Origin of the sequence: Phytomonospora sp. NPDC050363 (assembly GCF_040655735.1) — a bacterium.
Classification (GTDB): domain Bacteria; phylum Actinomycetota; class Actinomycetes; order Mycobacteriales; family Micromonosporaceae; genus Phytomonospora.
Map to the genome: position 1 here is coordinate 126763 of NZ_JBFAKK010000013.1, position 26226 is coordinate 152988.

The window sequence follows — 26226 nt, forward strand, 5'->3', positions numbered from 1 at the left end:
CAGGGCGATGAAGCCCACGGCGGTGATGGCCAGGTACACGAGGTCGGGCATGCGCCTACTCCTACGAGGGGTGTCGGTGCGCCCGATTGGGGGCGCGTCTGCGAGTGAACTTCGGCGACGTGCCTGCGTACAGGGGGACTGACGGCTTCGCTACGCGGCCGTGACGGATCTTGACGGGGTCTTGATGAAACGGCCGAGGCGACATTGCAGAGAGAATTTTGCAGAAAAGTCTTTGCAGAACTTTCTCTGCGGTGTACTTTCGGGGGTATGGAGAAACCCACCGTCAAACAGGTCAGCGACGCCGCCGAGCTCCGCGCGGTCACGCACCCGCTGCGCGCGCGGATGCTCGGCTCGCTGCGGACCGACGGCCCGGCCACCGCCTCGGAACTCGGCCGCCGCTTCGGGGAGAGCTCCGGCACCACCAGCTACCACCTGCGCCTGCTGGAGAAGCACGGCTTCATCGAGCTGGACCCCGAGCAGCCCAACGCGCGCGACAAGCGGTGGCGGGCCCTGCACCACTACACCGGCTGGAGCAACGCCGAGGCGCTGAAGAACCCCGAACTCGGCGAGGCCGTCCGCGCGATGCGCCAGCGCCAGCTCGGCAACGTCGTGGAGGCGACCGAGACCTTCGAGGCCCAACGCGGCGAGCGGTGGAGCGACGAGTGGACCGAGGTCGCCGGGCACGGTGACCACGCCGCCCGCCTGACTCCCGAGTCGGTCAAGGAGATCCGCGACCGGCTCATGGCGCTCGTGCACGAGTACAGCGCCCGTGATGCGACGGCTTCGGGCACCGAGATGGTGCGCATCTTCATCGCCGCCATCCCGGTCGCCGAGGACTAGACCCCACAACGACACCCGTACACGCGGCCCACCCGCGTGCGCACGACGCCGCCCTTCAACGCCCCTTGGAGACCCGAAATGTCACTTATGGACCTGACCGCACTCCGCCGCCGCTACGTCGCCGTCTGCGCCTTCGGCTGGCTCGGCACCAGCCTGGTGATCCCCGTGATGGTGCTGCAGATGAGTTCCAAGGGCCTCGACCTCGCCACGATCGGCCTGGTCTTCCTCGTGCACGGCCTCGTGGTCACCGGTCTGGAGCTGCCGACCGGCGGGCTCGCCGACGTGATCGGCCGCAGGGGCGTCCTGGCGGCGTCGGCGGCCCTGGGCATGGCGGGGCTGCTGTGGATGGCCTTCGCCGGTTCGGCCTGGGAATTCGTGGCGATCACCGCGATCCGCGGGGTGGCCCGCGCGCTGTCGTCGGGGCCGGCCGAAGCTTGGTACGTCGATGCGGTGCACTCCGTCGACCGGGAGGGCGACATCCGCAAGGGGCTCTCCCTCGGCTCGGCCGCCGGGTCGATCACCCTCGGCGCAGGCACCGTCCTGGGCGGTGTGCTCCCGCTGGTCGTGCCGGACGGCTCCCCGATCCCGGCGCTGTCGGTGCCGATCCTGCTGGGCGCCCTCGGTTATGGGGGACTGCTGCTCATCGCGCTGCTGGGCATGCCCGAACCGGCCCGCGAGACCGCGCGGCCGAAGTTCGGCGAGCTGTTCCGGGCGGTGCCCGGCACGATCGTCACCGGCCTCAAGCTCGGCGTCCGCAACAAGATCATCGCCCAGGTGCTGGCGTGCATGGCCATCGTCGGGATCGCGCTGGACTCGGTGGAGCTGCTGACGCCGGGCCGGATGGCCGACCTCCTCGGCGGCGAGGCGGCCGCGGCGAGCGGGTACGGCGTGATCACCATGGTCGGCTTCGTCGCCAACGCGCTCGGTTCGGGCATGGCGAGCCGGCTGGCCCAGTGGGTCGGCACCTCGGCGCGCGCCGCCGGTGTCGGCGCGGTCATCGGGGGCGGTGGACTGCTGGTGCTGGCCGCGACCGGTGGCCTCGACGGGGTGGCGGGGCTGGTCGGGACCGGTTCGGGCTACGCGCTGATGTTCTTCGGTCTCGGTGTGACCGGTCCGCTGCGGTCGGAGCTGGTGCACCACGAGGTCGCGGCGAGCGAGCGGGCGACTGTCGTGTCGATCCAGTCCCTGGCGATGCAGGCGGGCGGGTCGCTCGGCGTGGTCGGGCTGCCGATCCTGGTCGCGGCTACCTCCACGCCGGTGGCGTGGCTGGTGGCCGGGCTGATGCTGGCGGCCTCGGCGCTGCTGGTCCGCAAGGGGCGGACGGTCGCCCGGGCCGCGATCGTGCCGGCCGCGTAGGCGCGGAGGGTGCCCCGGACCGGGAGGTCTGGGGCATCCTCACTGCGGCCGCTGAACGTACGCGCGCACGTTGTTCCCGATGAGGAACAGCGGCGCCACCGCGGCCACCGGGATCCCGACCAGGCACAGCACCAGCACCGTCTCGCGCATCGTCGTCTTCGGGCTGCCGGCCCTGCCCGAGTCGGTGAGCATCGACCCCATGATCAGCGCGAACAGCACGTAGAAGGGGATCTGGATCGGGACGGTCACGGCCGTCGCCATCCGCGACCAGCGGCGCCCCCGCAGCAGCGCCGGCACCAGGTAGCCCATCCAGACGAGCCCGGGGATCAAGACCAGCAGCGGCAGTTCGGCCAGCAGCTCCCACTCGTAGTTCACCGCGTGCCACAAGACCGCGCCGGTCAGACCGAACACGACCGCCCCGCACATGGCGACCAGCGTCGCCGCGATGACCAGCTGCGCCGGCCGCTGCGGTGGGGCAGGGGCAAAACCCCGCGGGTCGTAGGGATGTGCGTACGGAGGGGGCTGCATGGCGATCATGGTACGGAGAACCGGCGACCGGTGGGGATGTCGCTAACGCAGCCGCTCCCGCCACTTGTGCTCCGGCAGGTGCCGGTCCAGCGCGTCGGCGAGCCAGGCCCTCGCCGCGGCGTCCAGGCGGGGCAGCACCGCGGCGAAGTCGGTGTCGTCCTTGTCCCTGCCCAGTCGCGCCTTGTACAGCAGGGCCAGCACCGGGGAGATGTAGCGGACCCCGTCGGCGCCGGTGAACGTCGCCTCGTCGAAGGACATGCCGATGGCGTGGTCGCGCTTGAACAGGATCCGCTCGTCGACGGCCGGCGTGAGCAGGACGTCGAGCGTCCACGGCGAGTACGCGTCGTCGCGCACCCAGATCTGCTCGCGGCCCTCGGGGAACTCCGCGCCGGGCCACAGCGGCTCCAGCGCCTGCCGGTAGGGCGTCCACAGGTGCTTGCCGGCGAAGAACTCGCGGAAGGCCGGCAGGTCGCGCGACAAGATCACCAGGTCCACGTCCTCGTGGAAGCGCGACACCCCCGAAGCGGCGTCCAGCGCCCATCCGCCGGCGATCCACCACGGGAAGGCCGCCTCGGCGAGCAGCTCGGCGACCTCCACCGGATCGGGCGAGCGCCAGGGGCCGTAGCGCGCCTGGAACTCGTCGAAGGACATGTCGTGGAGACCCGGTTTCGGTACCGGCGGGGTGGTCATCGAAGGATCCTCGCATGGGCATCCGGCCGAAGTTTGACCTCGCCCCAAGGGCGGACCGCAGACTGTGGTCATGCACGAGCCGTACCTGCTCGCGGGCCGTTTCGGCGCCGCGACCCGACTGTCCCCGAAGGCCCTGCGCCTCTACGCCGAGCAGGGTCTGCTCGTGCCCGCGCACGTCGACCCGTCGACGGGTTACCGCTACTACCACCCGGCGCAGGTGCACCGGGCGCGGCTGATCGCGCGGCTGCGGCGGCTCGACCTGCCGCTGGCGCGGATCGCGCTGCTGCTGGAGCTCACGCCGGCGGCACGGGAGTCGGAGCTGCGGGCCTGGCTGCGTGCCAAGCAGGAGGAGGTCGGCCGCTACGCCGCTCTCGTCGACGCGATCGGCCGCAACGGCGCGGAGTCCCCGGCGCTGGTGGAGGCGGTGCGGGTGCGGTCGGCCCCGGCGGTGAAACTGCTCAGCCGCCAGCGGCTGCTGCTCACCGACGTCCTCGACGAGTTCGTCGCCGAGGCCGCCGGGCAGATCCGCGCGCACCTGCGAGCCGCCGGCCTGCCCGGCGACGGATCGACCCGCGTCTACTTCCACGACCTCGTCACCCCCGACAGCGAAGGCCTCGTCGAAGTCGCCGTCGCCTACGAGGGCAGCGTCGAACCGACCGAGGACCTGCGCATCCGGCTGTCCCCGGCCCAGCGCGAGGCCTACCTGCCGGCCCCGGCCGACCACGAGGACTTCCCGCTCGTGCTGCGCCTCTACGACGCCGTCGAGACCTGGATCGACGACCGTCCCGGCGTCGAGTGCGCCGACACGTGCTTCGAGGCCTGGCCCGGCACGGCCGCGCGCTTCGACGTCGTCTACCCCATCACCAGTCCCTGAAAGGAAACCCCGTGCACATCCCCTACGTGGGCTCCGGCCCCTACTGCTATTCCAACTCCTTCGCGATGCTCATGGGCGAGCACGCACCCCCCACCGCCGTCATCGAGACCCTCACCGGCGGACCCTTCGGCATGCAGCTCCTGGCCGGGAAACTCCCCTTCTTCGACCCCTACGGCTGGGACCCGAGCGAGGGCTTCGACAACGTCTTGTCCTCGCTCGGCTGGACCTCGACGGTCACCAGCGGCGGCGAGGCCGCCGACGCGCTGGCCCGGCTGCGCGAAGCCGTCGCGAAGGGCCCGGTGTGGGTCGGGCCGGTCGAGATGGGGCACCTCCACCACCAGCCGGGCATGACCGGACCGATCGGCGCCGACCACTACGTCGTGGTCCTCGCCGTCGACGACGACACCGTGCTCATGCACGACCCGCAGGGATTCCCGTACGCGACCCTCCCGCTGGCCGACTTCATGACCGCCTGGGCCAAGGAGACCGTCGCCTACGGGGACCCGTACACCCTGCGCACCGACTTCGCCCGCCTCGGCGAGGTCGGCGAGGTCGAGGCCCTGCGCGCCGGGCTGGCCACCGCGACCTCCTGGCTCCACCTGCGCGACGACGTGCCCGTCCCGCCCGGCACGCTCGGCAACGGCGAGGCCGCCGAAGCGCTCGCGGTGGTCTGGGCGGCCGGTCCCGACGAGGGTCTGCGCGGCCACCTGGAGCACTTCGCGATCCGGGTCGGCGCCCGGCGGCTCGACGACGCCGCGACCTGCCTCGCCCGCCTCGACCTGGCCGAGGCCTCGTCGATCCTGCGCGAGCAGGCGCGGCTGGTGGGGGCGCTCCAGTACCCCGCCGTCAAGCGCGACGACGACGCCGTCGCCGCAGGTCTTCGCGAACTCGCGCCGACCTACGACCGGCTGCGCGCGGTCCTGTCGTCCTGATCCGGCGAAAGGTTCCCGCCTGTCACGTGATCGACAGGCGGGAACCCCGGCCGGTCCACATTCGACCGTTCCCGCATGAGAATCAACCGCGGCCTCGCCGCCGTCACCGGCCTCCTCCTGCTCGGCCTCGCGGCTCTCACCGGCTGCGGTAAGGACGCCGCCGCCGAGGACGCCCCTGCCGAGAAGGCGACCATCACGGTCACCGACCCGTGGGCGAAGGCGGCCGAGAGGGGCATGTCGGCGATCTTCGGGACGCTCGTCAACCACAGCACCGCCGACCTGACCGTGGTCTCGGCGACCGCCGAGATCTCCCCGCTCGAACTGCACGAGGTCGTCACCGAGAACGGCGAGGCGCTCATGCGCCCCAAGGAGGGCGGCTTCGCCGTCGCGGCCGGCGCGGAGCACCCGCTCGCTCCGGGGGGCGACCACATCATGCTCATGGATCTCGCACGGACGCTCGCGCCCGGCGACGACGTGACCGTGACCCTCGCCCTGTCCGACGGGAGCGCGGTGGTGTTCACCGCGATCGTGAAGGACTTCGCCGGGGCCGACGAGAGCTACGACCCCGGCATGGGCCACTGATGGCGACGGTCAGCCGCCGGGGACTCCTCCTCGGCGGCGCGGCCGGCGTCGGATCGGCCGCGGCGGGGGCCGTCGCAGCGTTGTCCCTTGTGGACTCGGCGCCCGCCCCGGCCGCCGTCCCTCCGGTCGCCGTCGAGCCCTTCCACGGCGCCCGGCAGGCCGGAGTCGCGACCGAGCCGCAGGCGCACGGCCTGTTCTGCGCCTTCGAGCTCGAACCGGAGGTCGACCGCGCCGCTCTCGCCAGGCTCATGCGCCTGCTCAGCGACGACGCCGCCCGCCTCACCCGGGGCGCGGCGGCCCTCGCCGACACCGAGCCCGAACTGGCGGCCTCCCCGGCGCGCCTGACCGTGACCTTCGGCTTCGGGCCCGGCCTCTACGCGGCGGCCGGGCTGGATTCGCCGGTCGCCGAGCTGCCCGCCTTCGCCGTCGACCGGCTCGAACCGCGCTGGTCGGGCGGGGACCTGCTGGTGCAGGTCTGCGCCGACGACGCGCTCACCGCCGCCCACGCCCGCCGCATGCTGGTCAAGGACGCGCGCGCCTTCGCGTCGGTGCGCTGGACCCAGCGCGGGTTCCGCGGCGGACCGGGAGCCGTCGGCACGCAGCGCAATGTGCTCGGGCAGCTCGACGGCACGGCCAACCCCGTCGCCGGGACGCCCGCCTTCGACACGGCCGTGTGGCGGCCCGACGGGTCGACGACGCTCGTCGTGCGGCGCATCCGCGCCGAACTCGACACCTGGGCGGCCGCCGACCGCTCGGTGCGCGAGATGTCGATCGGGCGCCGCCTCGACACCGGCGCGCCCCTCACGGGCACCGCCGAGCACGACGCGCCCGACTTCGCCGCCCGCGACGCCCTCGGCATCCCCGTGATCCACACCGCCTCGCACATCCGCATCGCCCACGTGGGCACCGACGACCGGCGGATCCTGCGCCGCCCCTACAACTACGACGAGGGCCCCGCCGCCGACGGCGAGCCCGACACCGGGCTGATCTTCGCCTCCTACCAGGCCGACGTCGAACGGCAGTTCACGCCGATCCAGCAGGCCCTGTCCGACGGGGACCTGCTCAACAAGTGGGTGACGCCGATCGGGTCGGCGGTGTTCGCGATTCCCCCGGGATGCGGGGAAGACGGATGGGTGGGGGAAGGGGTGCTGGGGTAGGTCAGTCGCCGGAGTGGCCGAAGAAGTAGAGGTGCGAGGGCGTGCCTGCGTCGTCGTGGACGACGGCGACGCGGCCGCAGGCGCGCACGGTCGCGAGGGTTTCGAGGGCGCGCAGCTCGTCGAGGGTGACCTCGGCGGGGTGATGGATGCGGACGGAGGCGAGCTCGCCGTTGGTGAGAGGGCGGATCGCGTGGTAGTTCGCGATGTCGTCCGGCGCGATGACGCGCCCATCGCATGATCCTCTCCTCGGAGGCACCGAACCTACCCGCCACTTCCGACCTCTTTGGCCTTCCGCGCCCCCGCCCGCCGTGATCTTCTACCCCCATGAGCGATCCCCGCGCCGAAGCCCACCACGGTCCCGCCGCCCTGCGCCTGGTCGCCGAGGCGGCCCCGCCCTACCTCGCCGCCCTGCCCGACGCGCCCGTCCAGCCGCCCGGCACCGCGAAACTCCTCACCGGGCTCGACGGCCCGCTGCCCGAGGACGGCGACGGGACCCTCGACGCGCTCGCCCGGCTCATCGAGGTCGGCACGGCGACCGCGACCCGCTCGACGGGCCCGCGCTTCTTCCACTTCGTCTGCGGCGGCTCGACGCCCGCCGCGCAGGCCGCCGACTGGCTCACCTCCCTGCTCGACCAGGTCGCGGGCCTCGAAGCGGCCTCGCCGTTCGCGACGCGGGCCGAGACGGTCGTCCTCGACTGGCTCAAGGACCTCTTCGGCCTGCCCGCCGGCCACGGCGGCGTGCTCACGCCGTCGGCGACCTTCGCCAACCTCACCGGTCTGGCGGCCGCCCGCGCCTGGTGGGCGGACAAGCATGGCGTCGACGTCGTCGCCGACGGCCTGGTCGGCCTGCCGCGCATGCCGGTGCTGTCGAGCGGCTACCTGCACGTCAGCAGCCGCAAGGCGATGCAGATCCTCGGCCTCGGCCGCGACAGCGCGCGGCTGCTCACCCGCGACGACGCCGGCCGTATCGACCTGGCGGCGCTGGAGGCGGCGCTCGCCGAGTCGGGCCCGGCGGTGATCATCGGCAACGCCGGCGAGGTCAACGCCGGTGACTTCGACCCCATCGCCGACCTGGCCGACCTGGCCGAGGCCTACGGCGCCTGGCTCCACGTCGACGGCGCCTTCGGCCTGTTCGCCGCGACCTCTCCGCGCACGCGGCACCTGGTCGCGGGCATCGAGCGCGCCGACTCCATCGCCGCCGACGGCCACAAGTGGCTCAACGTGCCCTACGAGTCCGGCTTCGCGTTCGTGAAGGACCCGAGCGTGCTCAAGCAGGCCTTCGGCAGCTGGGGCGCGGCATACCTCGCGCCCACCGACGACAGCGCCGTCGACTACAACCAGCTCGGCCCCGAGTCGTCGAGGAGGGCGCGGGCACTGCCGATCTGGGCGACCCTGCGCGCCTATGGGCGCGAGGGCCACCGGGCGATGGTCGAACGGCACCTCGACCTCGCGCTGCGCTTCGGCGAGGCCGTGGAGGCCGCGCCCGAGCTGGAGCTGGTCGCGCCGGTGACGCTGAACATCGTGTGCTTCCGGCTGGCACCGCAGGGGGCCGGCCCCGCGAGCCTCGACGAGCTGAACAAGCGCCTGGGACAGGCGATCATCGACGACGGGCGGGTGTTCATGGGCACCTCGGTCTACAAGGGGATGACCGTGCTGCGGCCGGCGATCGTCAACTGGCGGACGGCCGAGGAGGACATCGACGCGACGGTGGCGGTGGTGCGGGAGCTGGCCGCGCGGTTGACCTAGCCGTCCAGGGTGGACGGAGGTGCGATCAAGGGCGCGCGGAACGTAACCTGCGATGGTGGTGGGCATCGAGGGTCCGGTATTGCGCGCGCTGGGCAAGGTCGTGGGCTGGGTGGTGCCCCAGGTGCGATCGGGCGTCCGCCGTCGCGAGATCCTCGACGACACCCGCCCGCTCGTCGCCGCGACCGTCGGCAAGGCGACGCTCGACGAGCTGACCGGTCCCGAAGCCGAGGCGCTGGCGGCGTACCTGGACACGCCGGACTTCGAACAGGTCGCCTTCCACTTCGCGCTGGCGGCGAGCCAGACCGCCAAGGGCGAGGAGGAGCTGCTCCAGACGGCCGCGCTCGAACTGTGGCATGGGATCCGGCGGCACGCGGGTCTCGACGGCGACCGCTTGCTGCGCACGCGCGACCTCGTCATGGACGCGCTCGTCGCCGCCCGCCACACCCTCCCGACCACGGTGTTCGCCGGTGGGTATCCCGGCCTCGCCCACCACACCGCGGCCGCCGCCCGCAACGGCGCGCTGCTCCGCGAGATCGGTTCGCTGGCGGCGGTCCACCGCAAGGCCGGCCTGCTGCGCCGCCAGGCCGGCGCGCTCCACGCCGAGATCCGGCTCCCGCACACGGGTGTGAGTCGCACGGTCCCCTGGGGAGAGCTCTACGTCGAACCGAGACTGGCCACGCAGCCCTGGGCCTCGTTCACCGACACCGAGGAGCTCCTGCGGCATTGAGCCGGACCGTCGTGCTCGGTGACCCCGGCGCCGGCAAGTCCACCCTCACCGAGAAGATCGCGCACGACCTGGCCACCGACCCCGCCCGGGTCCCGATCCGGGTCGTCCTGCGCGACATCTCCGAGGCCGTGCGCACTCGGCCGGGCTTGCTCGCCGAGCACGTCCTGGCCGCCGTCCACGAGGTGTACAACGTGGACCTGGCCCCCGAGGAGCTGGAGTACCTGCTGCTCAACGGCCATGCCGTCGTCCTGCTGGACGGCCTCGACGAGCTGACCGACGTCGCCCTGCGCGGGCGGGTCGCCCGCTCGGTGGAGTCCTTCGCGCACCTCTACCCGACGGTCCCGATCGTCGTCACCTCGCGCCGGATCGGCTACCGCGAGGCTCCGCTCACCCCGCAGCTCTTCGAGGAGGTGACCATCGCGCCGCTCGACGTCGCCGGAGTCGAGCGTTACGCGGCGAACTGGTTCCGCCTCGACGAGGCCCTCCGCCCGCAGGACCGGGCCCGCCTCACCGCCGCGTTCCTCAAGGAGAGCGCCGCCGTACCGGACCTGCGCGGCAACCCGCTGCTGCTCTCGCTGCTGTGCACCATGTACTCCGCCGAGCAGTACATCCCCCGCAACCGCTCGGAGGTCTACCGCAAGTGCGCCGAGCTGATCTTCGAGCGCTGGGACGCCTTGCGCGGGATCGGCGGGCCGCGCAGCCTCCACGGGAGGGTGCGCGGGGCGGTCCGGGAGCTGGCATGGCGGCTGTTCACCGGCGGCAAGTCCTCGGAGCTGCCCCGCGGCAGGGTGATGGTGATCCTCATCGAACACCTCGTCGGCAAGGGGTTCGACCACGACGACGCCGAGGCGACGGCCGCCGAGTTCCTCCGGCACTGCGCCGGCCGCGCGTGGGTGCTCGAAGAGGTCGGGTCGACCCGGGAGGAACCCGTCTACGGTTTCGCCCACCGGACCTTCCTGGAGTACTTCGCCGCCGAGCACCTGACCCGGCACCACGTCACCCCCGCCGAAGTGTGGGCCGTCCTCGAACCGCACATCACCGAGGGCAGCTGGACGGTCGTGACCCAGCTGGCGCTGCAACTGCTCGACCGCAACCAGGAGAACGGCGCCGACATCGTCCTCGGCCACATCCTCGACTCCCTCCTGTTGCGAAGCAGTGACGAGCGCCGCGACCTGCACGTGTTCCTCAGCCTCACCTGCGGCGAGCTCGAACTCTCGCCGCGCATTCTCAAACGGATCACCGGCGCCGTCGTGGGCCAGGCCCGCACCCTCCCGTTCGCCGAGCGCCGGCCCTTCTTCACGGCGCAGACCCCGGAGGGCACCGGCCTGGACGAACCGCTCGAACTCCTGCTCCTGCACCTGCTCGACACCAACCGCGCACCCGTCTACCGTCACCTCGCCCGACTCGCCGCGAGCGGTGCGGAGGACCGTGACCCGCTCATCCCGCTGCTGCTCGACACGCTGCACCGCAAAGGCCTCGCGGACGGCGCCGAGCTGCTCGCCGAGTTCGACGGCCTGCTGACGCCGGAGTCGCGCGCGTGGCTGAACGAGTGGCGTCGCCTCCTGCCGTCCCCGGACGACGACGGCCGGACAGCCGTGGAGCCGGTCTCGCCCGATGTGCTGTACCGCTGGTGGATCAGGTGCGGAGTCGCCGTTCCGCCGGTGGTCATGGGTCACATAGGCGGCCCGGGCACTCCCGGAGGCGCGAGTCCGCGCGTGACCCGAGACCTCGCGCGGGCGCTCCTTGAACTGCCCACCCCCTGGCTTTCGGTGCAGGAGTGGACGCGCGACCTGGCGAAGTACGGAGAGACCCACCAGCAGTACGGGTCGGGCCACCCGCGGGCCGACAAGATCAACGCCGGGGAGAGGTGCCTGCTCCTCCTGCCGTACATGGAGATCGTCGCCGACGCGCACGCGGAGCACCAGGTGGGGATCGTCCTCCCGGGGGCATGGGCGTTCATCGGGCGCCGCCGGGAAACCCGTGCGGGACGGACCCCGTTCGCGGACGTCCCCCTTCCCGCCGAGTGCGAACCCAACGAGTTCTGGGACTTCCTCCAGCGCTGGGCCCGCAACGAGTTCTCCGTCCTGGGCTGACGCATCCACCCCGACGGCCGCACGTCCCCGTCGACGACGCCTACACTCCCCACGTGCAGTACGCCCTCCTCGGACCCCTCGAAGCCCGCGACGGCGACGGGGTACCCGTGGCCGTCGGCGGCCCGCGTCCGCGCACGCTCCTGGCCCTGCTCCTCCTCGACGCCGGCCACGTCGTGCCCACCGAGCGGCTGCTCGACGGCCTGTACGGCGACCGGCCGCCCGAGGGGGCGGCCAACGCGCTCCAGTCGCAGGTCTCGCGACTGCGCCGCCGCCTGCGAGGCGCGCCCATCGAGTTCCACCCGGCCGGCTACCGCCTCGCCGTCGACCCCGAGGACGTCGACGCGCTGCGCTTCACCCGCCTCGCCACCGAAGGCCGCCGCGCCCTCCAGGCCGGCGACCACGCCCGCGCCTCCGCCCTCCTCCACGAGGCGCTCGGCCTGTGGCGCGGCCCCGCACTCGCCGACGTCGACGCCTCCGCACAGGCCGAGGCCCACGCGACCCGCCTCGAAGGCGCCCGCCTGGCCGCCGTCGAGGACCGCGTCGAGGCCGACCTCGCCCTCGGCCGCACCGGCGGCCTTGCCGCCGAACTCGGGACACTGACCGCCGCCGACCCGCTCCGCGAACGCCTCCGCGCCCTCCACATGCGCGCACTGGCCGCCGAGGGCAGGCAGGCCGAGGCCCTGCGCGTGTTCGAGGAGACCCGCGAACTGCTCGCCGACGAACTCGGCGCCGACCCCTCGGCCGAGCTCACCGCGACCCACACCGCGATCCTGCGCGCGCGGCCCGCCGCGAACACCCGCGTCGGGGTGCCGGGCCGGTTCACCAGCTTCGTCGGCCGCCGCGCCGAACTCGACGCGGTCGGCGCGCTCCTGCGCGAGGCGCGCCTGGTCACGCTCACCGGCCCCGGCGGAGTCGGCAAGACGCGCCTGGCCGTCGAGACCGGCACCGACGCCTGCTTCGTCGACCTCGCCGCCCTCACCACCGCCGACGAGCTCCCCGGCGCCCTCATGACCGCTCTCGGCGTCCGCCAGGCCGGCCTGCTCGGCCCCGCCGACCCCGTAGCCCAGCTCACCGCCGCCCTCGCCGGCGAGGACGTCCTGCTCCTCCTCGACAACTGCGAGCACGTCGTCGACGGCGTCGCCCACCTCGTCCACCGCCTCCTCGGCGCCTGCCCCGGCCTGCGCGTCCTGGCCACCAGCCGCGAAGCCCTCGGCATCACCGGTGAAGCCCTCTACCCGGTCGAGCCACTGCCCGTCGACGAGGGCGCCCTTCGCCTCTTCGCCGACCGGGCCGCCGCCGTGCGCGCCGGATTCACCGTCGACGAGACCAACATCGCCGAGGTCCGCCGCATCTGCGCCGCCCTCGACGGGCTCCCGCTGGCCATCGAACTCGCCGCCGCCAGACTGCGCGTCCTGTCCGTCGCCGAGATCGCCGACCGCCTCGGCGACCGCTTCCGCCTCCTCTCCCGCGGCGACCGCGTCGCCGCGCCCCGCCACCAGACCCTGCGGGCCGTCGTCGAATGGAGCTGGGAACTCCTCTCCGCGCCGGAACGGCACATCATGACCAGCCTGGCGGTCTTCACCGGCGGCGCGAGCGTCGCCGCGGTCGCCCACCTCGCCGGGATCGAGGCCGCCGACGCCGAAGAACTCCTCGCCGACCTCGCCGACAAGTCCCTCGTCCGCTTCACCGACGGCCGCGCCCGCCTCCTCGAAACCGTCCGCGCCTACAGCGCCGAACGGCTCGGCGACACCGAACGCGCCCGACTCCAGCGCCGACTCGCCGCCCACCTCCTCGACCTCGCCCGCGCCGCCGAACCCGAACTCCTCGGCCGCCGCCAGCTCGCCGCCATGGCCGCCCTCAACGCCGAGGAGGGCGACCTCCAGGCCGCCGTCCGCTGGGCCGTCACCGCCGAACCCGCGCTCGCCGTCGAACTCATCGCCACCCTCACCACCTACTGGTGGCTGCGCGGCGACTACGCCGAAGGCGGCGCCGCCGGCCGCGACGTCCTGGCCGCCCTGCCACCCGGCACCGACGACGAGTCCTTCGTCCTGTGCGTGGCCGCCGCGGCCTCGATCGGTGCCGCCGAACCCGCCGACTTCCAGCGCGCCGCGCGGATCATGGCCGAGCGCCGCGAACCGGTCACGCGCCCGTTCACCACCGTCGTCTGGGCGATGACCAACGGACCCGACGGCGAGACCTTCGACGCCCCGCTCGACGACTACCCCTTCCCCGACGACCCCTGGTCGCGGTCGCTGGCCGGTCTCGGCCGAGGACTGCTGCTGCCGTTCACGAGCGAGCCCGGTCCCGCCGACGCGCACTTCGCCGAAGCCCTCGCCGGCTTCCGGGCCCTCGGCGAACGATGGGGCATCAGCGAGACCCTCGACGAGACCGCGAACCTGGCGGCCCTGCGCGGTGACCGGCGGGCCGCGCTCGACATGCTCGACGAGGCCGTCGTGCTCTGCGACGAACTCGGCGCCCTCGGCGACAGTGCGGTCATGCGCTGCCGCCGCGCCCGCGAGTGGACCGCCGACGGCGAGACCGGCCGTGCCGCCGCCGAGTACCTCGCCGCCGCCGACTTCGCCCGCCGCAGCGGCAACAGCGCCGTCATCGCCGGAGTCCGGCGCGGCCAGGGCGACCTCGCCAGGACCACCGGCGACCCCGAGGCCGCCGAGCGCTTCTACCGGCAGGGCCTCGACGAGATGTCCTCCGGGGCCTTCGTCGCCGACCTCGAACGCGGCGCCCTGCTCATCGGCCTCGCCCGCAACCACGCCGAACAAGGCCGGACCGCCGAGGCGCACCGCGGCCTCGACGAGGCCGTGGCGATCCTCCGGGAGCACGCGTTCCTGCCCGCGCTGGCCGAGGCGGCCCGCGTCTCGGCGGGGCTGCACGCCGAGGACGGCCGGTGGCGGACGGCCGCCGAACGCCTCGGGCTGGCGACGGCGCTGGCGGGACCGGCGCCGGTCGGGCGGCGGGGCGAGGCGGCCGTGGAGTCGAAGGTGCGCGAGGCGCTCGGCGAGTCCGTGTACGCCGAGGTCTACGGCGCCTTCGCCGCACTGTCGCGCAGCGAGGCGGTCACCGCCATGCGGGAGGCGAGGTAGGCGCTACCCGGCGCTGAGCCTCACCAGGAGCCGCCGCCACCGCCCCCGTCGCCGCGAGGGCCAGGAGGATCGTCCCCGCCACCGCGACCGGGATGCCGCCCCACATGGCCACCCGCCGCAGGACTGTTCCCGCCCGCGACCACAGGCCGTCGCCGCCGTCGCGCCGCCACTTCTCCAGTCCGGTGCGGATCAGCTTCCAGGCGTCGGCGAAGGTCTTGAACCGCCCCAGATGCACCGACCCGCGGCGTGCGAAGAGGGTCCGGAGGACGCCGCCGTCAGCTCGTCGACGGTGCCACCGCCTTGGGACCGCTCGATGACCGGCGACTTCCGCGAGCCGGTGAGGGTCACGTGTCCGTCGAGCGCCGCACCGAGGAACCATGCCGCCTGGTGGGGGAGCACCTTGTCGCCGTGCAGGATCGCGGCCTGTGCCGGGCCGAGCAGCCGCGACATCAGGACGGCCAGCAGTGCCACGGCGGCCGCCGCGCCCGATGGGGCCTCGGGAGGCGCGGCCGTGCCGCCGGAGACTGGCTCCGGCGTGCGCAGGCGGGCTCGGGTGGCGGCGAAAGGCGCCTCGGCGCGGTAAGCCGACGGTAGGAGAGTGGTCAGCGGTCCCGGCGAGGCTTCGGTCACCAGCCGAACGACGACCGAAACGGACAACGACATGAGCAAGCTCGCCGGCAAGACCGCCCTCGTCACCGGAGCCTCGCGGGGCATCGGCCGCGCCATCGCCATTCGCCTCGCCGCCGACGGGGCCCTGGTCGCCGTCCACTACGGCACCAATGCCGCCGCCGCGGACGAGACCGTCGCGGCGATCCGGGCCGAGGGCGGCCGCGCCTTCCCCGTCGCCGCCGAGTTCGGCGTCGAGGGCGACGTCGAGACCCTGGCGAGGGGCCTGGAAGCCGGACTCGGCGACAGCGGCCTCGACATCCTGGTCAACAACGCCGCCGTCTCCGGTGCGAGCGGGCTCGACGAGGCGACTCCGGAGCACTTCGACAAGCTCTTCGCCGTCAACGTCAAGGCGCCCTTCTTCCTGATCCAGCGCCTCCTGCCGGGTATGCGCGACGGCGGGCGGATCATCAACATCAGCTCGGCCGTCACCCGCATCGTCCTGCCCGAGACCGTCTACGCCATGACGAAGGGCGCGCTGGACACCCTCGGCCGCAACCTCGCCAACTCCTACGCCACCGGCGGGCGCGGCATCACCGTCAACACCGTGGCGCCGGGCCCGATCGACACCGGGCACCCCATGTTCCAGATCCCCGAGATCGTCGAGGGCACCGCCAAGGCCACCGCGCTCGACCGCATGGGAACGCCCGAGGACATCGCCGCCGCCGTGTCGATGCTCGCCTCCGAGGAGGCGGGCTGGATCACCGGGAACCTGGTGGACGCCACGGGCGGGATGTTCCTGGGGCCGAGGCTCGGAAAGTGAGAGAGGCGGGGCGCGTCCACAAAGGACGCGCCCCGCCGTGGTGCCAATCGGTCTAGCTGACCGTGAAGGTCACGTCGTCCACCACGAAGCTGGTCTGCAGCGAGGCGTCCTCGGTGCCCTTCAGCGACACGGTGACCGACTGGCCCGCGTAGGAGCCCAGCGGCAGCGTCACCTGGACGTAGCCACTGGCCGCGTCGACGTTCGACAGCGTCTTGACGACGGTGCCGGCGACGGTCGCGGTGAAGCGGTCGTAGACGACCGCCTCGTTCTCGTCGGTGTCGATGTGGATCCAGAACGACAGCGACGACGTGGTGCAGCCCGCGGGGACCGCCACCGACTGGTTGATGGTGTCGGTCGCGGTGTAGCCGTAGCCCGAGAGCCAGGCCGAACGGGTGCCGCCGTGCGCCGGCTGGCCCTGCGAGGCCCAGGCGCCGATGGCGCCGGTGCTGCCGGTCCACGGCGTCGCGCCGGACTCGAAGCCGCCGTTGGTGATCTTGTCACCCGCGCCCGTGCATCCGCCCGGTCCACCCGTGACGGTCAGGGAGTAGGTGGTGCTGTGCGAGACGGCGCCGTTTCCGGTGATGGTCACCGTGTACGTGCCGCCCGCGGTTCCTGCGGCCACCGAGATGGTGGCGGCCGAGGTGCCGCCGGAGGTGACCGACGACGGGTTGAACGACACCGTGATGCCCGACGGCGCACTGTAGGTCAGGTTGACCGTCTGCGCGCTGCCGCTGGTGGTCGAGGTGCTGACCGTCGCGTTGAGCGATCCGCCCGGCGCGGTCGAACCCGAGGCCGGGTTCACCCCGATCGAGAAGTCGTTCGGCGGCGGGGTGTCGGTGACGGCGGCCTTCCAGATGGAGTAGGCGATGCCGTCGGAGGCGCGGTCGAGCAGCGTGCTGTTGATGTTCGACGGGTAGGAGTCGCACGAGGCGTGGTAGCAGGGGTCGAAGGCCGCGTTGGCCGTGCCGCCCCACTTCTGGGCCTGCGCCGAGGTCTTGCGGGCACTCGCGCCGGCGGCGTAACCGCTGGTGGGGATGCCGACCTGCTCGAAGGAGTAGTCGTCGGAGCGGCCGGCGCCCTCGGTGTTCTCCTCGGGGGCCAGACCCAGCGAGGTCCAGTAGGCCTTGAGGTGGGTGGCCGTCGCGCTGTTGACGTGGTTGATGAAGTAGCCGCCGTTGGTCGAGCCGATCATGTCGAAGTTCAGGTACGACTTGATCTTGGCGCGCTCGGTGGAGCCGATGGCGTTGACGTAGTACTCGGAGCCGTTGAGGCCCTGCTCCTCGTCGGTCCACCAGGCGAAGCGGATCCGCTTCGACAGCGACGGGTTCTTCTGCGCCAGGGTCAAGGCGACCTCCAGCAGCGCCGCGGAGCCCGAGGCGTTGTCGTTGATGCCCGGACCGGCGCCGACACCGTCGAGGTGCGCACCGAGCATGTACACCTGACTGGCGTCGCCCTGCGGCCACTCGGCGATCAGGTTGTTCGACGGGTAGGTGCAGCTACCGCTCGGGCAGGCCTGCTCGGACACGTTGTAACCGGCCGCCTGGAGCTTCTGCTTGATGTAGTTGACCGACGCGGTGTACCCGGCGGAGCCGGCGCGGCGGTTGCCGCCGTTGCTGGACGCGATGGTCTGGAACTGCTGGAGGTGGGCCTTGACGTTGTCGACGCTGACGTCCGGCGGGCCGCCGGGGTTGGTGGTGCCGATCGACAGGTTGTAGGTGGCCGTGTGGGTCGTGGGGCCGGTACCGGTGACCGTGATGGTCCTGGTGCCCGTCGTTCCCGCCGCGGCGGTGATCGTCAGCGTCGCCGAACCGCCGGCCGTCACCGAGGTGGGGTTGACGGCGGCGGTCACACCGGTGCCGCCGGCGACCGAGGCGGTCAGGTTGACCGTCTGGGGGGTGCCGATGGCGGTGGTGCTGACCGTGCTGGTCACCGAGTTGCCGGGCTGCACGGTGCCCGAGGCCGGGCTCAGTGCGATGGAGAAGTCGTTGCCCTGGCCGGTGCAGGTCGGGTCGGCCGACTGCGCGGGAACCGTGATGGCGTCCCAGGCGGCCTTCGTCTTGTTGAACAGACCGCAGGTGGAGTCGAGGGTCTTGGCCGACTGGAGGGTCGCCGTGCGGTACTTCACGTAGGTCATGCCCGAGGTCTTGAGGAGCATGCCGCCGTAGAAGATCTTGCCGGCGGTCTGGATGCCGACGCCGGTGAGCGTCGAGCTGTTGCAGGTCGGGCTGTTGGGCTTGCCGCCGCCGGGCGCGGTGCCCTCGGCGAGCAGGTAGAACCAGTGGTTGAAGGGCCCGGCCGCCTTGTGCGTCTCCATGCCGGGAACGGCCGAGGAGTAGCAGTTGGGGTCGTTGTTGACCAGCGAGGGCTGGTACATGTTGCGGATCGGGCCGCTGCCGACGAGGTTGATCTCCTCGCCGACGAGGTAGTCGGGCGGGTCGTAGGTGCTCGACTGGTTGGCGAAGTGCTCGGTCAGGGCGCCGAAGATGTCGCCGGTCGCCTCGCCGAGTCCGGCCTGCTGGCCGGCGCCGCCGGGCGTGAACTGGTCGATGCCGTGGCCGTATTCGTGGCCGATGACGTCCATCGAGGTGATCCACTCACCGGCGGTGTTCTTGCCGATGGTGACGCCGGAGCCGTCCCAGTAGGCGTTCTGCTGGTTGAGGCCGACCTCGACGGGCCAGCTTCCGTTGTTCCCGTTGTGGCCGTTGCGTCCCAGCCACTGGCTGAGCATGTTCCACTCGGTCTGCGCCCCGTACAGTGCGTCGACGCAGCCGGTCTCGGTGGAGGTGCCCACGCCGTTGCCCCAGTTGTCGTCGGGGCCGGAGTAGACGCTGCCGTTGTAGGGCGCGCAGGACAGCCCGGAGCGGGTCGTGTCGCGCATGTAGTACGTACTGCCGGACTGGCTGGTGGTGATCGTCAGCGGGTTCGGGCCGTTCCACTTACCGGTGCCCTGTCCGTAGCGGACGTCGTCCTTGGTCGAGAGGACCTTGCCGTTGGCGGCGTCCACGTAGACCGTGAGGTGGCTCGGCGCGTTCTCGATGCGACCGCTGAGGACCGTCTCCCAGGCGAGCCTCGGCTTGTCGTTCTCGACGTGCACCACGAGCTTTTGCGCCTCGACCTCGTCCACCTTGGTCAGCTCGCGCCGCGAAGTGGACTCGGCCTTGGCCTCGGTGACCTTGGGCGTGGTCGACACGGTGATGGCGGTGCTGGTGGCCGTGTTGGCCTCAAGGACGCGGCCTTCGCCGTCGGCGAGGACGACCGTGTCGCCGCCCACCACGGGGAGCCCGCGATAGGTGCGTTCGTAGCTGATCGAGTAGAGGTCGTCGACCCAGGGGATGACCTGCCGGCGGTCGTACTGCTCGAAGGTCCCGCGGGTCAGTTCGTCCAGTCCGCTCGTGACGGCCCGGTCCGCGGCCGCCACCGCGAGGGACAGCGGATCGGCGGTCGCCGTCTCCACCGCCGTTGCTGGCGTGGCGGTCAGGGCGACCGTCACGCCGGCGACGAGTGCCAGGGACGTCCCGGCCGTCACCATCTTCTTTAACATTGGGGGCTCCTTTGATGACGCCGCTGTTGCGGCGCTCGAAAGCCAACCAGAAAAACCGATCTCCGTGGGTTCCGGTTATTCAGTGGGACGCGGGGGCTTGCTTTCGTGCGTCGGCATCGATCGGAGTGCGGCGGTGACGGATCGCGAGGTCAGCGATCTTTGAAAATGAATGTCGAAGCCGCAATTCGGTACGAATTCGCCACTGTCACTGAATAGACGGCCTGTCGGCGGGGGTGCGGGCGGGTCGTCGATCACGTAATGACCCGGCGACGCACACGCGGGTGCGACGCCGGGCCGAGTTCAGCGCGCGACGGTGATCTCCGGCGAGGTCCAGGTCTCCGGTTCCCCGGTGGCGAGGATCTTGTCGAAGACCAGCCGGAGCCGGTAGACGCCGTCAGGGGCGGCCGTTCCGTCGGCGAGGGTCGTGTTCCACTCGTAGAAGTCCATTCCGGTGCCCGCTCCGCTATTGCGGATGACCCAGGTCTCCCGGACCGGTGTGGCGACGACGCGGCCCGACGAGTCGAGCACCTCCATGCGCAGTTCCCGAAGCGTCGGGAAACCGTGCGAGAGCATCAGCCAGGCGCTCGCCGCCGGGTCGGTGATCGTCAGCGGCTCGTTCTTTCCGAAGCTGAAGTAAGCCGGGCGCAGCGCCGGATTGTCCAGTGTCGAGTTGATCTCGGTGAAGGTCGGGTTGATCGCCGAGACCTTGTGCCAGTCTCCGGCGATTCCCATGTACGACACCCGAATCGGATGTCCCTTGTGGTCCCGCTTCGGTGTGAAGGTCACCCAGCCGCCGAAGATCGTCCCGTCCACGGCCCCGCGCGGCTGGCGGACCGTGATCGTCACCTTGACCGACTTGCGCGGCGGAACGGTGACCCGGTCCTTCGACACCTCGACCCGCGCGTCGGCCTTCACCGTGAGGTACTCGGCGGTGTAAGGCGGGGCGGCGCCGAGGGCGTCCTGCGCGGACACGTGGTAGGTCGTCGCGTGCCGGGAGGCGTTGGTGAGCACGACGGTCCGTGAGAGCGCCCTGCCCTCCAGTTCGCCGAGCGGCAGTTTCGCCGGGGACACCGTCGTGCTCGCCGCCAGCGCCGCCGGCAGGTCGATCAGCCCGGCGCCCTGCTGGGCAACCTGGTGCAGCCCGGCGCCGGGGTCGCCGCTGAGCGCGGTCGGCCTCGCCGTCGACTGGAGCAGGTCGCGGACCTGCGCCGAGGTCATCGTGCCGCGCTCGGCGAGCAGCACCGCGACGGCTCCCGACACGTGCGGGGCCGCCATGGAGGTCCCCGACTTCACGCCGTAGTACCCGTCGCCAGGCGGGATCGCGGAGAAGACGTAGCCGCCGGGCGCGACCAGGTCGGGCTTGTAGTCCAGTTCGTGGCTCGGGCCCCAAGAACTGGAGGCGTCGGGAAGACCCTTGAACTCGTCGGCGACCTCGATGCCCCAGTAGGAACCCCAGGTCGCGCTCGCCTCCTTGCCGGCCGCGAGCTCGGCCCGGATCGCGCGGGCCTGGTTCTGGCTGATCGCCACGGCCGGGATCTCGCCGGCCACGCCCCAGAAGTTCGCCGTCGGGATCGCGTCGGGATCGGCCCACTCGGAGCCGTCGAAGTAGAGGACGCCGAGGGCGCCTCCGGCGGTGACGTTGGCGACCAGATTGGTCGGCGTGCAGGGGTAGGAGCCCGCCGACGACAGCACCCATTTGCCGGTGAAGGCACCCGGCGCGGCAGGCGCACAGACCTGACCGCCGTCCAGGATGGACACCGTGCCCGACGAGGGCGCGGCGGGTCCGGTGCTGAAGGTGTTGAACGGGACCTTCGTGCCGTCGCCGGTGGTGAAGGCCTGGTAGGCGTACTGCGTGGAGTAGACGCTGCCGACGGTGATGGCGTTCCCGGCGACGCCGGGCGAGCCGGCCTTGAACGGCCCGGCGAAGCCGTTGCCGATCGCCACGACCGGCACGACGCCGTGCGCGGCGACCGCGTCGAGCGCCCTCGGCAGCAGTGCGTCCTGGCGCACGTTCGACTGGGCCTGGCCGAGGCTGAGGTTGACCACGTCGACGCCGTCCTCGACGGCCCGCTCCAGGGCTTCCAGGATCACGTCGTCGGTGGTCGGGCGCGCATCGCCGAAGACCCGGTAGGCGTGGATCGTGGCGTCCTTGGCGACGCCGACCATGTCCGGCCCGTCGCCCGCGATGATGCCCGCCACGTGCGTGCCGTGGCCCGAGGCGGCGCTGGGGGAGTCGTAGGGGTCGGCGTCGCCGTCAACGACGTCGTAGCCGCCGGTGACCTTCGCGTTGGGGAAGTTCCCGCCGCCGAGAGCCGGGTGGTCGTAGGCGACACCGCTGTCGATGATCCCGACCGTGACGCCCTCGCCCGTCGCGCCGTCTCGATGGGCCTTCGGCACACCGGTCAGGTCGGTGACGGTGACGTTGTCGCGGGTCGTCTCCGCCTGCTTCGGCAGCGGCGGAAGGGTATCGGAGGTTGGCGGCGCGTAGGTGTCGACCTCGTAGACCGCAGAGACCCCGGGCAGCGAGGCCAGCTCGCCGGCGCGCACGGCGTCCACGGACACGGCCATACCGGGGAACAGGGTGTCGTAGCGGCGGACCTCTTCGACGTAGAGGCCGCGCTGGGCGGCGCTCGCGTCGAGACCGTCCATCGTGGACGACAGCGCGCGGGCGCCGGGCGCGTCGGTGAACTCGACGATGCGCAGCACCGTCGCGCCGGGCTCGGCGGGAACGGGAGGGGTTGCGTGGGCGGCCAGGGGCGTGGCCACGGCGACGAGCGCCGTGAGCACGACCCCGGCTCTGAGGGCGGGGTGGATGATGTCCTCCGGGGGCTACGGGGTGGGGAAGACGGTCAGGGCGATGGCGTAACGGCGCTCGCCCGCACCGGCGTCGGGGAGGTCCTCGGGATGGGCGACGTGCTGGAGCGTCTCGACCAGCGCCTCGATCTGGGCGGCGGTGAGCCGGACGTGGCGGACGCCGAGGAACACCGGCGCCTCGGTCTCGGCCATCTCGTCGGCGACGGCCCGGATGATGCCGGCCGCGCCGCCGGGAATGGCGTCGACCGTCTCGCGGGGGATGTGGATCTGTTTGGTGGTGCGGGTGAAGTACCGCTCGGTGCCGCCGCGCACCGTATTGGTGCGCGAGACGACGACGAGTCCGGCCGCCTCCAAGACCTTCAGGTGGTGGGCGACGTTGCCCTTGAGCGTGCCGAGCTGTGCGGCGAGCTGGCTGATCGTCGCCTCGTCGAGTTCGTCGAGGGTGAACAGCAGCCGCTGGCGCAAGGGGTGTGCCAGCGCCTTGTACTGCGCCGCCGAGGCGGTCGTCTCCTGCTCTGGTACGGGCACGCAGGAAGTGTCAATGATCTTTGACGCTTTGTCAAGGGGATCAGCTCGCGGCGCCGACGACTTCCCGTGCCAGCGACTCGTGCTGGGCGTAGGCGTCGGGGAAGGCCGAGATCTGCACGGCCTGCGCGGCGTAGGTCAGCGCCATGTCCTCCCAGCCGTCGACTCCCTTGAGTCCCCGGTAGAAGGCCTCGGCGGAGGTCTTGGGCGTCATGATCTCCTCCACGCTTCCCCAGGTGCCCGAGGCGCGCTGCTGGAACAGCCCGACCGAGTCGTGGTCGGCGCCGGTGCCCTGGTGGGGGTACTCCAGGGACTCCGGCACGACGTAGCTGGCCAGGTTGTACAGCCGCGACTCCTGCATCGCCGTCATGATCGCGATGATCCAGGCGCGCTTGGGCAGCCCCATCTCCTGTCCGACGCGGACGATGGTGACGGCGTTCTTCATCTGCTTGGCCGACAGACCCGCGACCGGGGAGGGGTCCTTCGCGCTGTCGGCCGCCTTCGTGGGCTTCGGCTTCTTCTTCGCCGGCTCCTCCTCGCGCGGGGCCGAGCGGGAGGCGGCGTCGAGGAGCTCGTCGACCTGGACGGCCGTCAGCCGGGTCGTCTTGAGGGCCGAGTCGGCCGCCGAGAGGGCGGGGACGTGGACCACGCCGGTGGCGGCGACCACGACCGCGCCGGTGATCGCGAGATGCGCGAGGCGGCGGCGCTGGTGGAGCGCGGTGTCGACGCCGATGGCGAAGGCGCCCTTGGCGTACTCGGCGGGAACGGTCCACCACCGTTCGTCGTAGGCGCGGTGGCGTCCGGTCGCCGCGCGGTGGCGGCCCGTCGCAGGGGCGGCCGAGTGACTTGCTCTCCCGCTGTCGGCGAACTGGAGCCGTCGGGGGCCGGTTCCGTTGTCTCTGGCGTTTGGCACCGCACCAACCTAAGCGGTGGAAACGCAGGTCACAGGGACAGCGAGTGCGACATGACGATTCAGGATCTTCCATGTGTACTGCTCGGGGGCACCGAGTCGGGAATGTCGGTCCGCAAAGGTTTCACCCCATCGAGTGCCTGTCCGGGGACGGCTCTGCCGCTTTGCCTTGGCACGTACGAGTGACCGCGCCGGTACTTTCGGGTAATAGTCTTCGACACTAGAGTCAGTGTGATCTGAGCCACACTCGTGGGGATGAAGGCGTCCCACATGTCGGGGACGCTCCGTATCGTCGGATCATGCGCCTGAGCACCGTCATCCTCCCCATCCACCGCTGGACCGAGGGTCGCGAGGTCTGGCGCCGCGCCGAGGAGCTCGGCTTCCACACCGCCTACACCTACGACCACCTCTCCTGGCGCAGCTTCGTCGACGGCCCCTGGTTCGCCACCGTGCCGACCCTGACCGCGGCGGCCTCGGCCACCGAGCGGATCCGGCTGGGCACCATGGTCGCCTCGCCGAACTTCCGCCACCCGGTCACCTTCGCCAAGGACCTCATGACCCTCGACGACGTCTCCGGCGGGCGCCTCACCCTCGGCATCGGCGCAGGCGGCACCGGCTTCGACGCGACCGTGCTCGGCCGGCAGCCGTGGAACCCGCGCGAGCGCGCCGACCGCTTCGCCGAGTTCCTCGCCCTGACCGACACCTTGCTCACGCGCGAGACGACCACCTTCCAGGGGGCCTTCTACTCCGCCGTCGACGCGCGGATGATCCCCGGCTGCGTGCAGCGGCCGCGCATTCCGTTCCACGTCGCGGCCACCGGCCCGCGCGGACTGCGCCTGGCCGCCGAGTACGGGCAGGGCTGGATCACCTACGGCGACCCCAAGGCCACCGGCGATGAGACCGTCGCCGAGGCGCAGGCCGTCGTCGAGAAGCAGCTGACCGGCCTCGCCGCCGCCTGCGAGGAGCGCGGCCGCGACGTCGCCGAACTCCACAAGGTCCTGCTGCACTCCTCGTCGAGCCCCGAGCGGCCGCTGGACTCCATCGACGCCTTCGCCGACTTCGCCGGCCGCTACCGCGAACTCGGCGTCACCGAGGTCATCCTGCACTGGCCGGTGCCCGGCACCATCTACGAGGCCGACGTGAAGACCTTCGAGCGCATCGCCGTCGAAGGGCTCGACCAGCTCCGCTGACCGGCCCCGTACGCCCGGCGCGCCCACCCGTAGCCGAAATGTCGTAGAGGTGGTTACTCCCGCCGTGCGACGACCGCGAGCCCGATTCCCGCGAGGGTTGCGGGTATGCAGCTGACCAGGAAAGCCCGCCGCGCCGCGGTCGTCGTCCACTCCGCCGCCTCCGCCGCATGGCTCGGCCTGACCGTCGGGCTGCTCGCGCTGGGCGTGCGCGCCTACACCTCCGGCTCACCCGACATCGTGACCTTCTCCTACCGGGCCATGGACGTCTTCGGCGAGTACGTGCTCATACCCGCCGCGCTCGCCACGCTCATCAGCGGCGTCGTGCTCTCACTGGGCACGCCGTGGGGGCTGCTGCGGCACAAGTGGGTCGCGGTCAAGTTCGTCCTCACCATGATCACCGTCGGCCTGGTCGCGTTCTCCATGTCGCCCGGCCTGAGCGAGAAGGCCGCGCTCGCCGCGGCGGGCACGCCCGTCGTCGACGTCAACCTGATCGTCGCGCCGACGGTCGCGCTGAGCACCTACGTGTTCATGCTGGCCCTGTCGATCCTCAAGCCGTGGGGGATGACCCCGCACGGCCGCCGCGTGAAGGCGGCGAAGGCCGCGAAGGCCGCCGAGGAGCGGCGTGCGGCGCGGGTGGCGTGAGACGCCCTAGGACCACCCCGACCCCCGCACCTCCGCCTGGTGCCCGACCACGCGCTCCAGGAGCGCCGTCAGCTGCTCGCGCTCCTCACCGCCGAGGGGCGCGAGCAGCTCGTCCTGCGCCCCGGCGAGCAGTTCCCGCAGTTCGGCGAGGAAGCGCTCGCCGACCGGCGTGATCGTGACGATGTTGCGGCGGCGGTCCTCGGGGTCGGGCTCGCGGTCGATGAGGTCCTGGCCGGTGAGTTCGGCGACCACTCCGGCGACGTCGCTGCGGTCGAGGTGGCAGTGGCGTCCGAGGGCGGCCTGGCTCATGGCGCCGTACTCGGCCAGGGCCGAGAGTACCGAGTAGTGGTAGCGGCGGGCGCCGGCGGTCGCGAGGCGGTCGTTGACGAGCCGCTGGGCGTGCACGGCGGCCTGGTTGATCAGCCAGGACGGCAGGCGGCGCAGCGACGCCGGCGGTGTGTCGTCGGTGGAGTCCATGTCTCCAGTCTATGAATCGTTGGCGTGGCCAACGCAAAAGCTCGGGGGATGTGGAGCGGGGCGGTCACGGGGACG

Annotated in this window: 23 protein-coding genes; 13 read left to right on the forward strand and 10 right to left on the reverse strand. The window is 72.0% G+C overall.

Annotated features, from left to right (window positions below):
* The first annotated feature begins 267 nt into the window (after positions 1–267).
* The gene (locus AB0I28_RS30170; RefSeq protein ID WP_357499007.1) at positions 268–840 is read left to right on the forward strand and encodes a helix-turn-helix domain-containing protein; all 573 of its coding nucleotides are present in this window, start codon (positions 268–270) and stop codon (positions 838–840) included.
* Between the two features lie 78 nt (positions 841–918).
* On the forward strand, positions 919–2196 hold the full coding sequence (locus AB0I28_RS30175; RefSeq protein WP_357499009.1) for an MFS transporter: 1278 nt from the start codon (positions 919–921) through the stop codon (positions 2194–2196).
* A gap of 39 nt (positions 2197–2235) precedes the next feature.
* Here the strand turns inward: AB0I28_RS30175 and AB0I28_RS30180 are convergent, their stop codons facing one another.
* Positions 2236–2724: a hypothetical protein gene (locus tag AB0I28_RS30180; RefSeq protein ID WP_357499011.1), complete on the reverse strand. Its 489-nt coding sequence runs from the start codon at positions 2722–2724 to the stop codon at positions 2236–2238.
* A 42-nt stretch (positions 2725–2766) separates the two neighbouring features.
* Complete coding sequence (locus tag AB0I28_RS30185) at positions 2767–3414, reverse strand: hypothetical protein (RefSeq protein WP_357499013.1); 648 nt, start codon at positions 3412–3414, stop codon at positions 2767–2769.
* A gap of 70 nt (positions 3415–3484) precedes the next feature.
* Here AB0I28_RS30185 and AB0I28_RS30190 point away from each other — a divergent pair, with 70 nt between their 5' ends.
* From AB0I28_RS30190 to AB0I28_RS30205, 4 genes are all read left to right on the forward strand, one after another.
* Positions 3485–4288, forward strand: coding sequence for a MerR family transcriptional regulator (locus tag AB0I28_RS30190; RefSeq protein WP_357499015.1), 804 nt, complete (start codon positions 3485–3487; stop codon positions 4286–4288).
* An 11-nt stretch (positions 4289–4299) separates the two neighbouring features.
* Positions 4300–5220, forward strand: coding sequence for a hypothetical protein (locus AB0I28_RS30195; RefSeq protein WP_357499016.1), 921 nt, complete (start codon positions 4300–4302; stop codon positions 5218–5220).
* 75 nt (positions 5221–5295) lie between these two features.
* The gene (locus AB0I28_RS30200; RefSeq protein ID WP_357499017.1) at positions 5296–5802 is read left to right on the forward strand and encodes a copper chaperone PCu(A)C; all 507 of its coding nucleotides are present in this window, start codon (positions 5296–5298) and stop codon (positions 5800–5802) included.
* On the forward strand, positions 5802–6959 hold the full coding sequence (locus tag AB0I28_RS30205) for a Dyp-type peroxidase (protein WP_357499018.1): 1158 nt from the start codon (positions 5802–5804) through the stop codon (positions 6957–6959). Before AB0I28_RS30200 ends, AB0I28_RS30205 begins: the two co-directional genes overlap by 1 nt.
* Position 6960: 1 nt before the next feature.
* Here the strand turns inward: AB0I28_RS30205 and AB0I28_RS30210 are convergent, their stop codons facing one another.
* On the reverse strand, positions 6961–7215 hold the full coding sequence (locus tag AB0I28_RS30210; RefSeq protein ID WP_357499020.1) for a hypothetical protein: 255 nt from the start codon (positions 7213–7215) through the stop codon (positions 6961–6963).
* Positions 7216–7283: 68 nt separating this feature from the next.
* Here AB0I28_RS30210 and AB0I28_RS30215 point away from each other — a divergent pair, with 68 nt between their 5' ends.
* From AB0I28_RS30215 to AB0I28_RS30230, 4 genes are read left to right on the forward strand one after another with little or no spacing between them, the layout of a single operon-like run.
* The gene (locus tag AB0I28_RS30215; protein ID WP_357499022.1) at positions 7284–8705 is read left to right on the forward strand and encodes a pyridoxal-dependent decarboxylase; all 1422 of its coding nucleotides are present in this window, start codon (positions 7284–7286) and stop codon (positions 8703–8705) included.
* A gap of 55 nt (positions 8706–8760) precedes the next feature.
* Positions 8761–9432: a hypothetical protein gene (locus tag AB0I28_RS30220; protein WP_357499024.1), complete on the forward strand. Its 672-nt coding sequence runs from the start codon at positions 8761–8763 to the stop codon at positions 9430–9432.
* Entirely contained in the window at positions 9429–11525 is a 2097-nt protein-coding gene (locus AB0I28_RS30225; protein WP_357499026.1) for an NACHT domain-containing protein, read from the forward strand. Before AB0I28_RS30220 ends, AB0I28_RS30225 begins: the two co-directional genes overlap by 4 nt.
* A 53-nt stretch (positions 11526–11578) precedes the next feature.
* The gene (locus tag AB0I28_RS30230) at positions 11579–14623 is read left to right on the forward strand and encodes a BTAD domain-containing putative transcriptional regulator (RefSeq protein WP_357499028.1); all 3045 of its coding nucleotides are present in this window, start codon (positions 11579–11581) and stop codon (positions 14621–14623) included.
* Here the strand turns inward: AB0I28_RS30230 and AB0I28_RS30235 are convergent.
* On the reverse strand, positions 14598–14858 hold the full coding sequence (locus tag AB0I28_RS30235) for a hypothetical protein (RefSeq protein ID WP_357499030.1): 261 nt from the start codon (positions 14856–14858) through the stop codon (positions 14598–14600). The genes AB0I28_RS30230 and AB0I28_RS30235 overlap by 26 nt on opposite strands.
* The gene (locus AB0I28_RS30240; RefSeq protein ID WP_357499031.1) at positions 14813–15286 is read right to left on the reverse strand and encodes a hypothetical protein; all 474 of its coding nucleotides are present in this window, start codon (positions 15284–15286) and stop codon (positions 14813–14815) included. Before AB0I28_RS30240 ends, AB0I28_RS30235 begins: the two co-directional genes overlap by 46 nt.
* On the opposite strand from AB0I28_RS30240, the gene AB0I28_RS30245 reads away from it, so the two are divergent.
* Positions 15285–16052, forward strand: a complete 768-nt coding sequence (locus AB0I28_RS30245; RefSeq protein ID WP_357499033.1) for an SDR family oxidoreductase — start codon at positions 15285–15287, stop codon at positions 16050–16052. The two genes, AB0I28_RS30240 and AB0I28_RS30245, sit on opposite strands and share 2 nt — an antisense overlap.
* A 52-nt stretch (positions 16053–16104) precedes the next feature.
* On the opposite strand, the gene AB0I28_RS30250 is transcribed toward AB0I28_RS30245, so the two are convergent.
* The 4 genes from AB0I28_RS30250 to AB0I28_RS30265 form a co-directional block, all read right to left on the reverse strand.
* Entirely contained in the window at positions 16105–19593 is a 3489-nt protein-coding gene (locus AB0I28_RS30250) for a M20/M25/M40 family metallo-hydrolase (protein ID WP_357499035.1), read from the reverse strand.
* Positions 19594–19893: 300 nt separating this feature from the next.
* The gene (locus tag AB0I28_RS30255) at positions 19894–22380 is read right to left on the reverse strand and encodes a S8 family serine peptidase (RefSeq protein ID WP_357499037.1); all 2487 of its coding nucleotides are present in this window, start codon (positions 22378–22380) and stop codon (positions 19894–19896) included.
* 42 nt (positions 22381–22422) lie between these two features.
* On the reverse strand, positions 22423–22935 hold the full coding sequence (locus AB0I28_RS30260) for a helix-turn-helix domain-containing protein (protein WP_357499039.1): 513 nt from the start codon (positions 22933–22935) through the stop codon (positions 22423–22425).
* Positions 22936–22975: 40 nt separating this feature from the next.
* Positions 22976–23845 (reverse strand): hypothetical protein, encoded by an 870-nt coding sequence (locus AB0I28_RS30265; RefSeq protein ID WP_357499041.1) that lies wholly within the window; start codon positions 23843–23845, stop codon positions 22976–22978.
* A gap of 296 nt (positions 23846–24141) precedes the next feature.
* Between AB0I28_RS30265 and AB0I28_RS30270 the strand changes: the two genes are divergently transcribed.
* Together AB0I28_RS30270 and AB0I28_RS30275 are read left to right on the forward strand one after the other, a co-directional pair.
* Positions 24142–25032, forward strand: a complete 891-nt coding sequence (locus AB0I28_RS30270; RefSeq protein ID WP_357499043.1) for an LLM class flavin-dependent oxidoreductase — start codon at positions 24142–24144, stop codon at positions 25030–25032.
* 105 nt (positions 25033–25137) lie between these two features.
* Positions 25138–25674 (forward strand): hypothetical protein, encoded by a 537-nt coding sequence (locus tag AB0I28_RS30275; protein ID WP_357499045.1) that lies wholly within the window; start codon positions 25138–25140, stop codon positions 25672–25674.
* 6 nt (positions 25675–25680) lie between these two features.
* Here the strand turns inward: AB0I28_RS30275 and AB0I28_RS30280 are convergent, their stop codons facing one another.
* Entirely contained in the window at positions 25681–26151 is a 471-nt protein-coding gene (locus AB0I28_RS30280) for a MarR family transcriptional regulator (protein WP_357499047.1), read from the reverse strand.
* Positions 26152–26226: the final 75 nt, after the last annotated feature.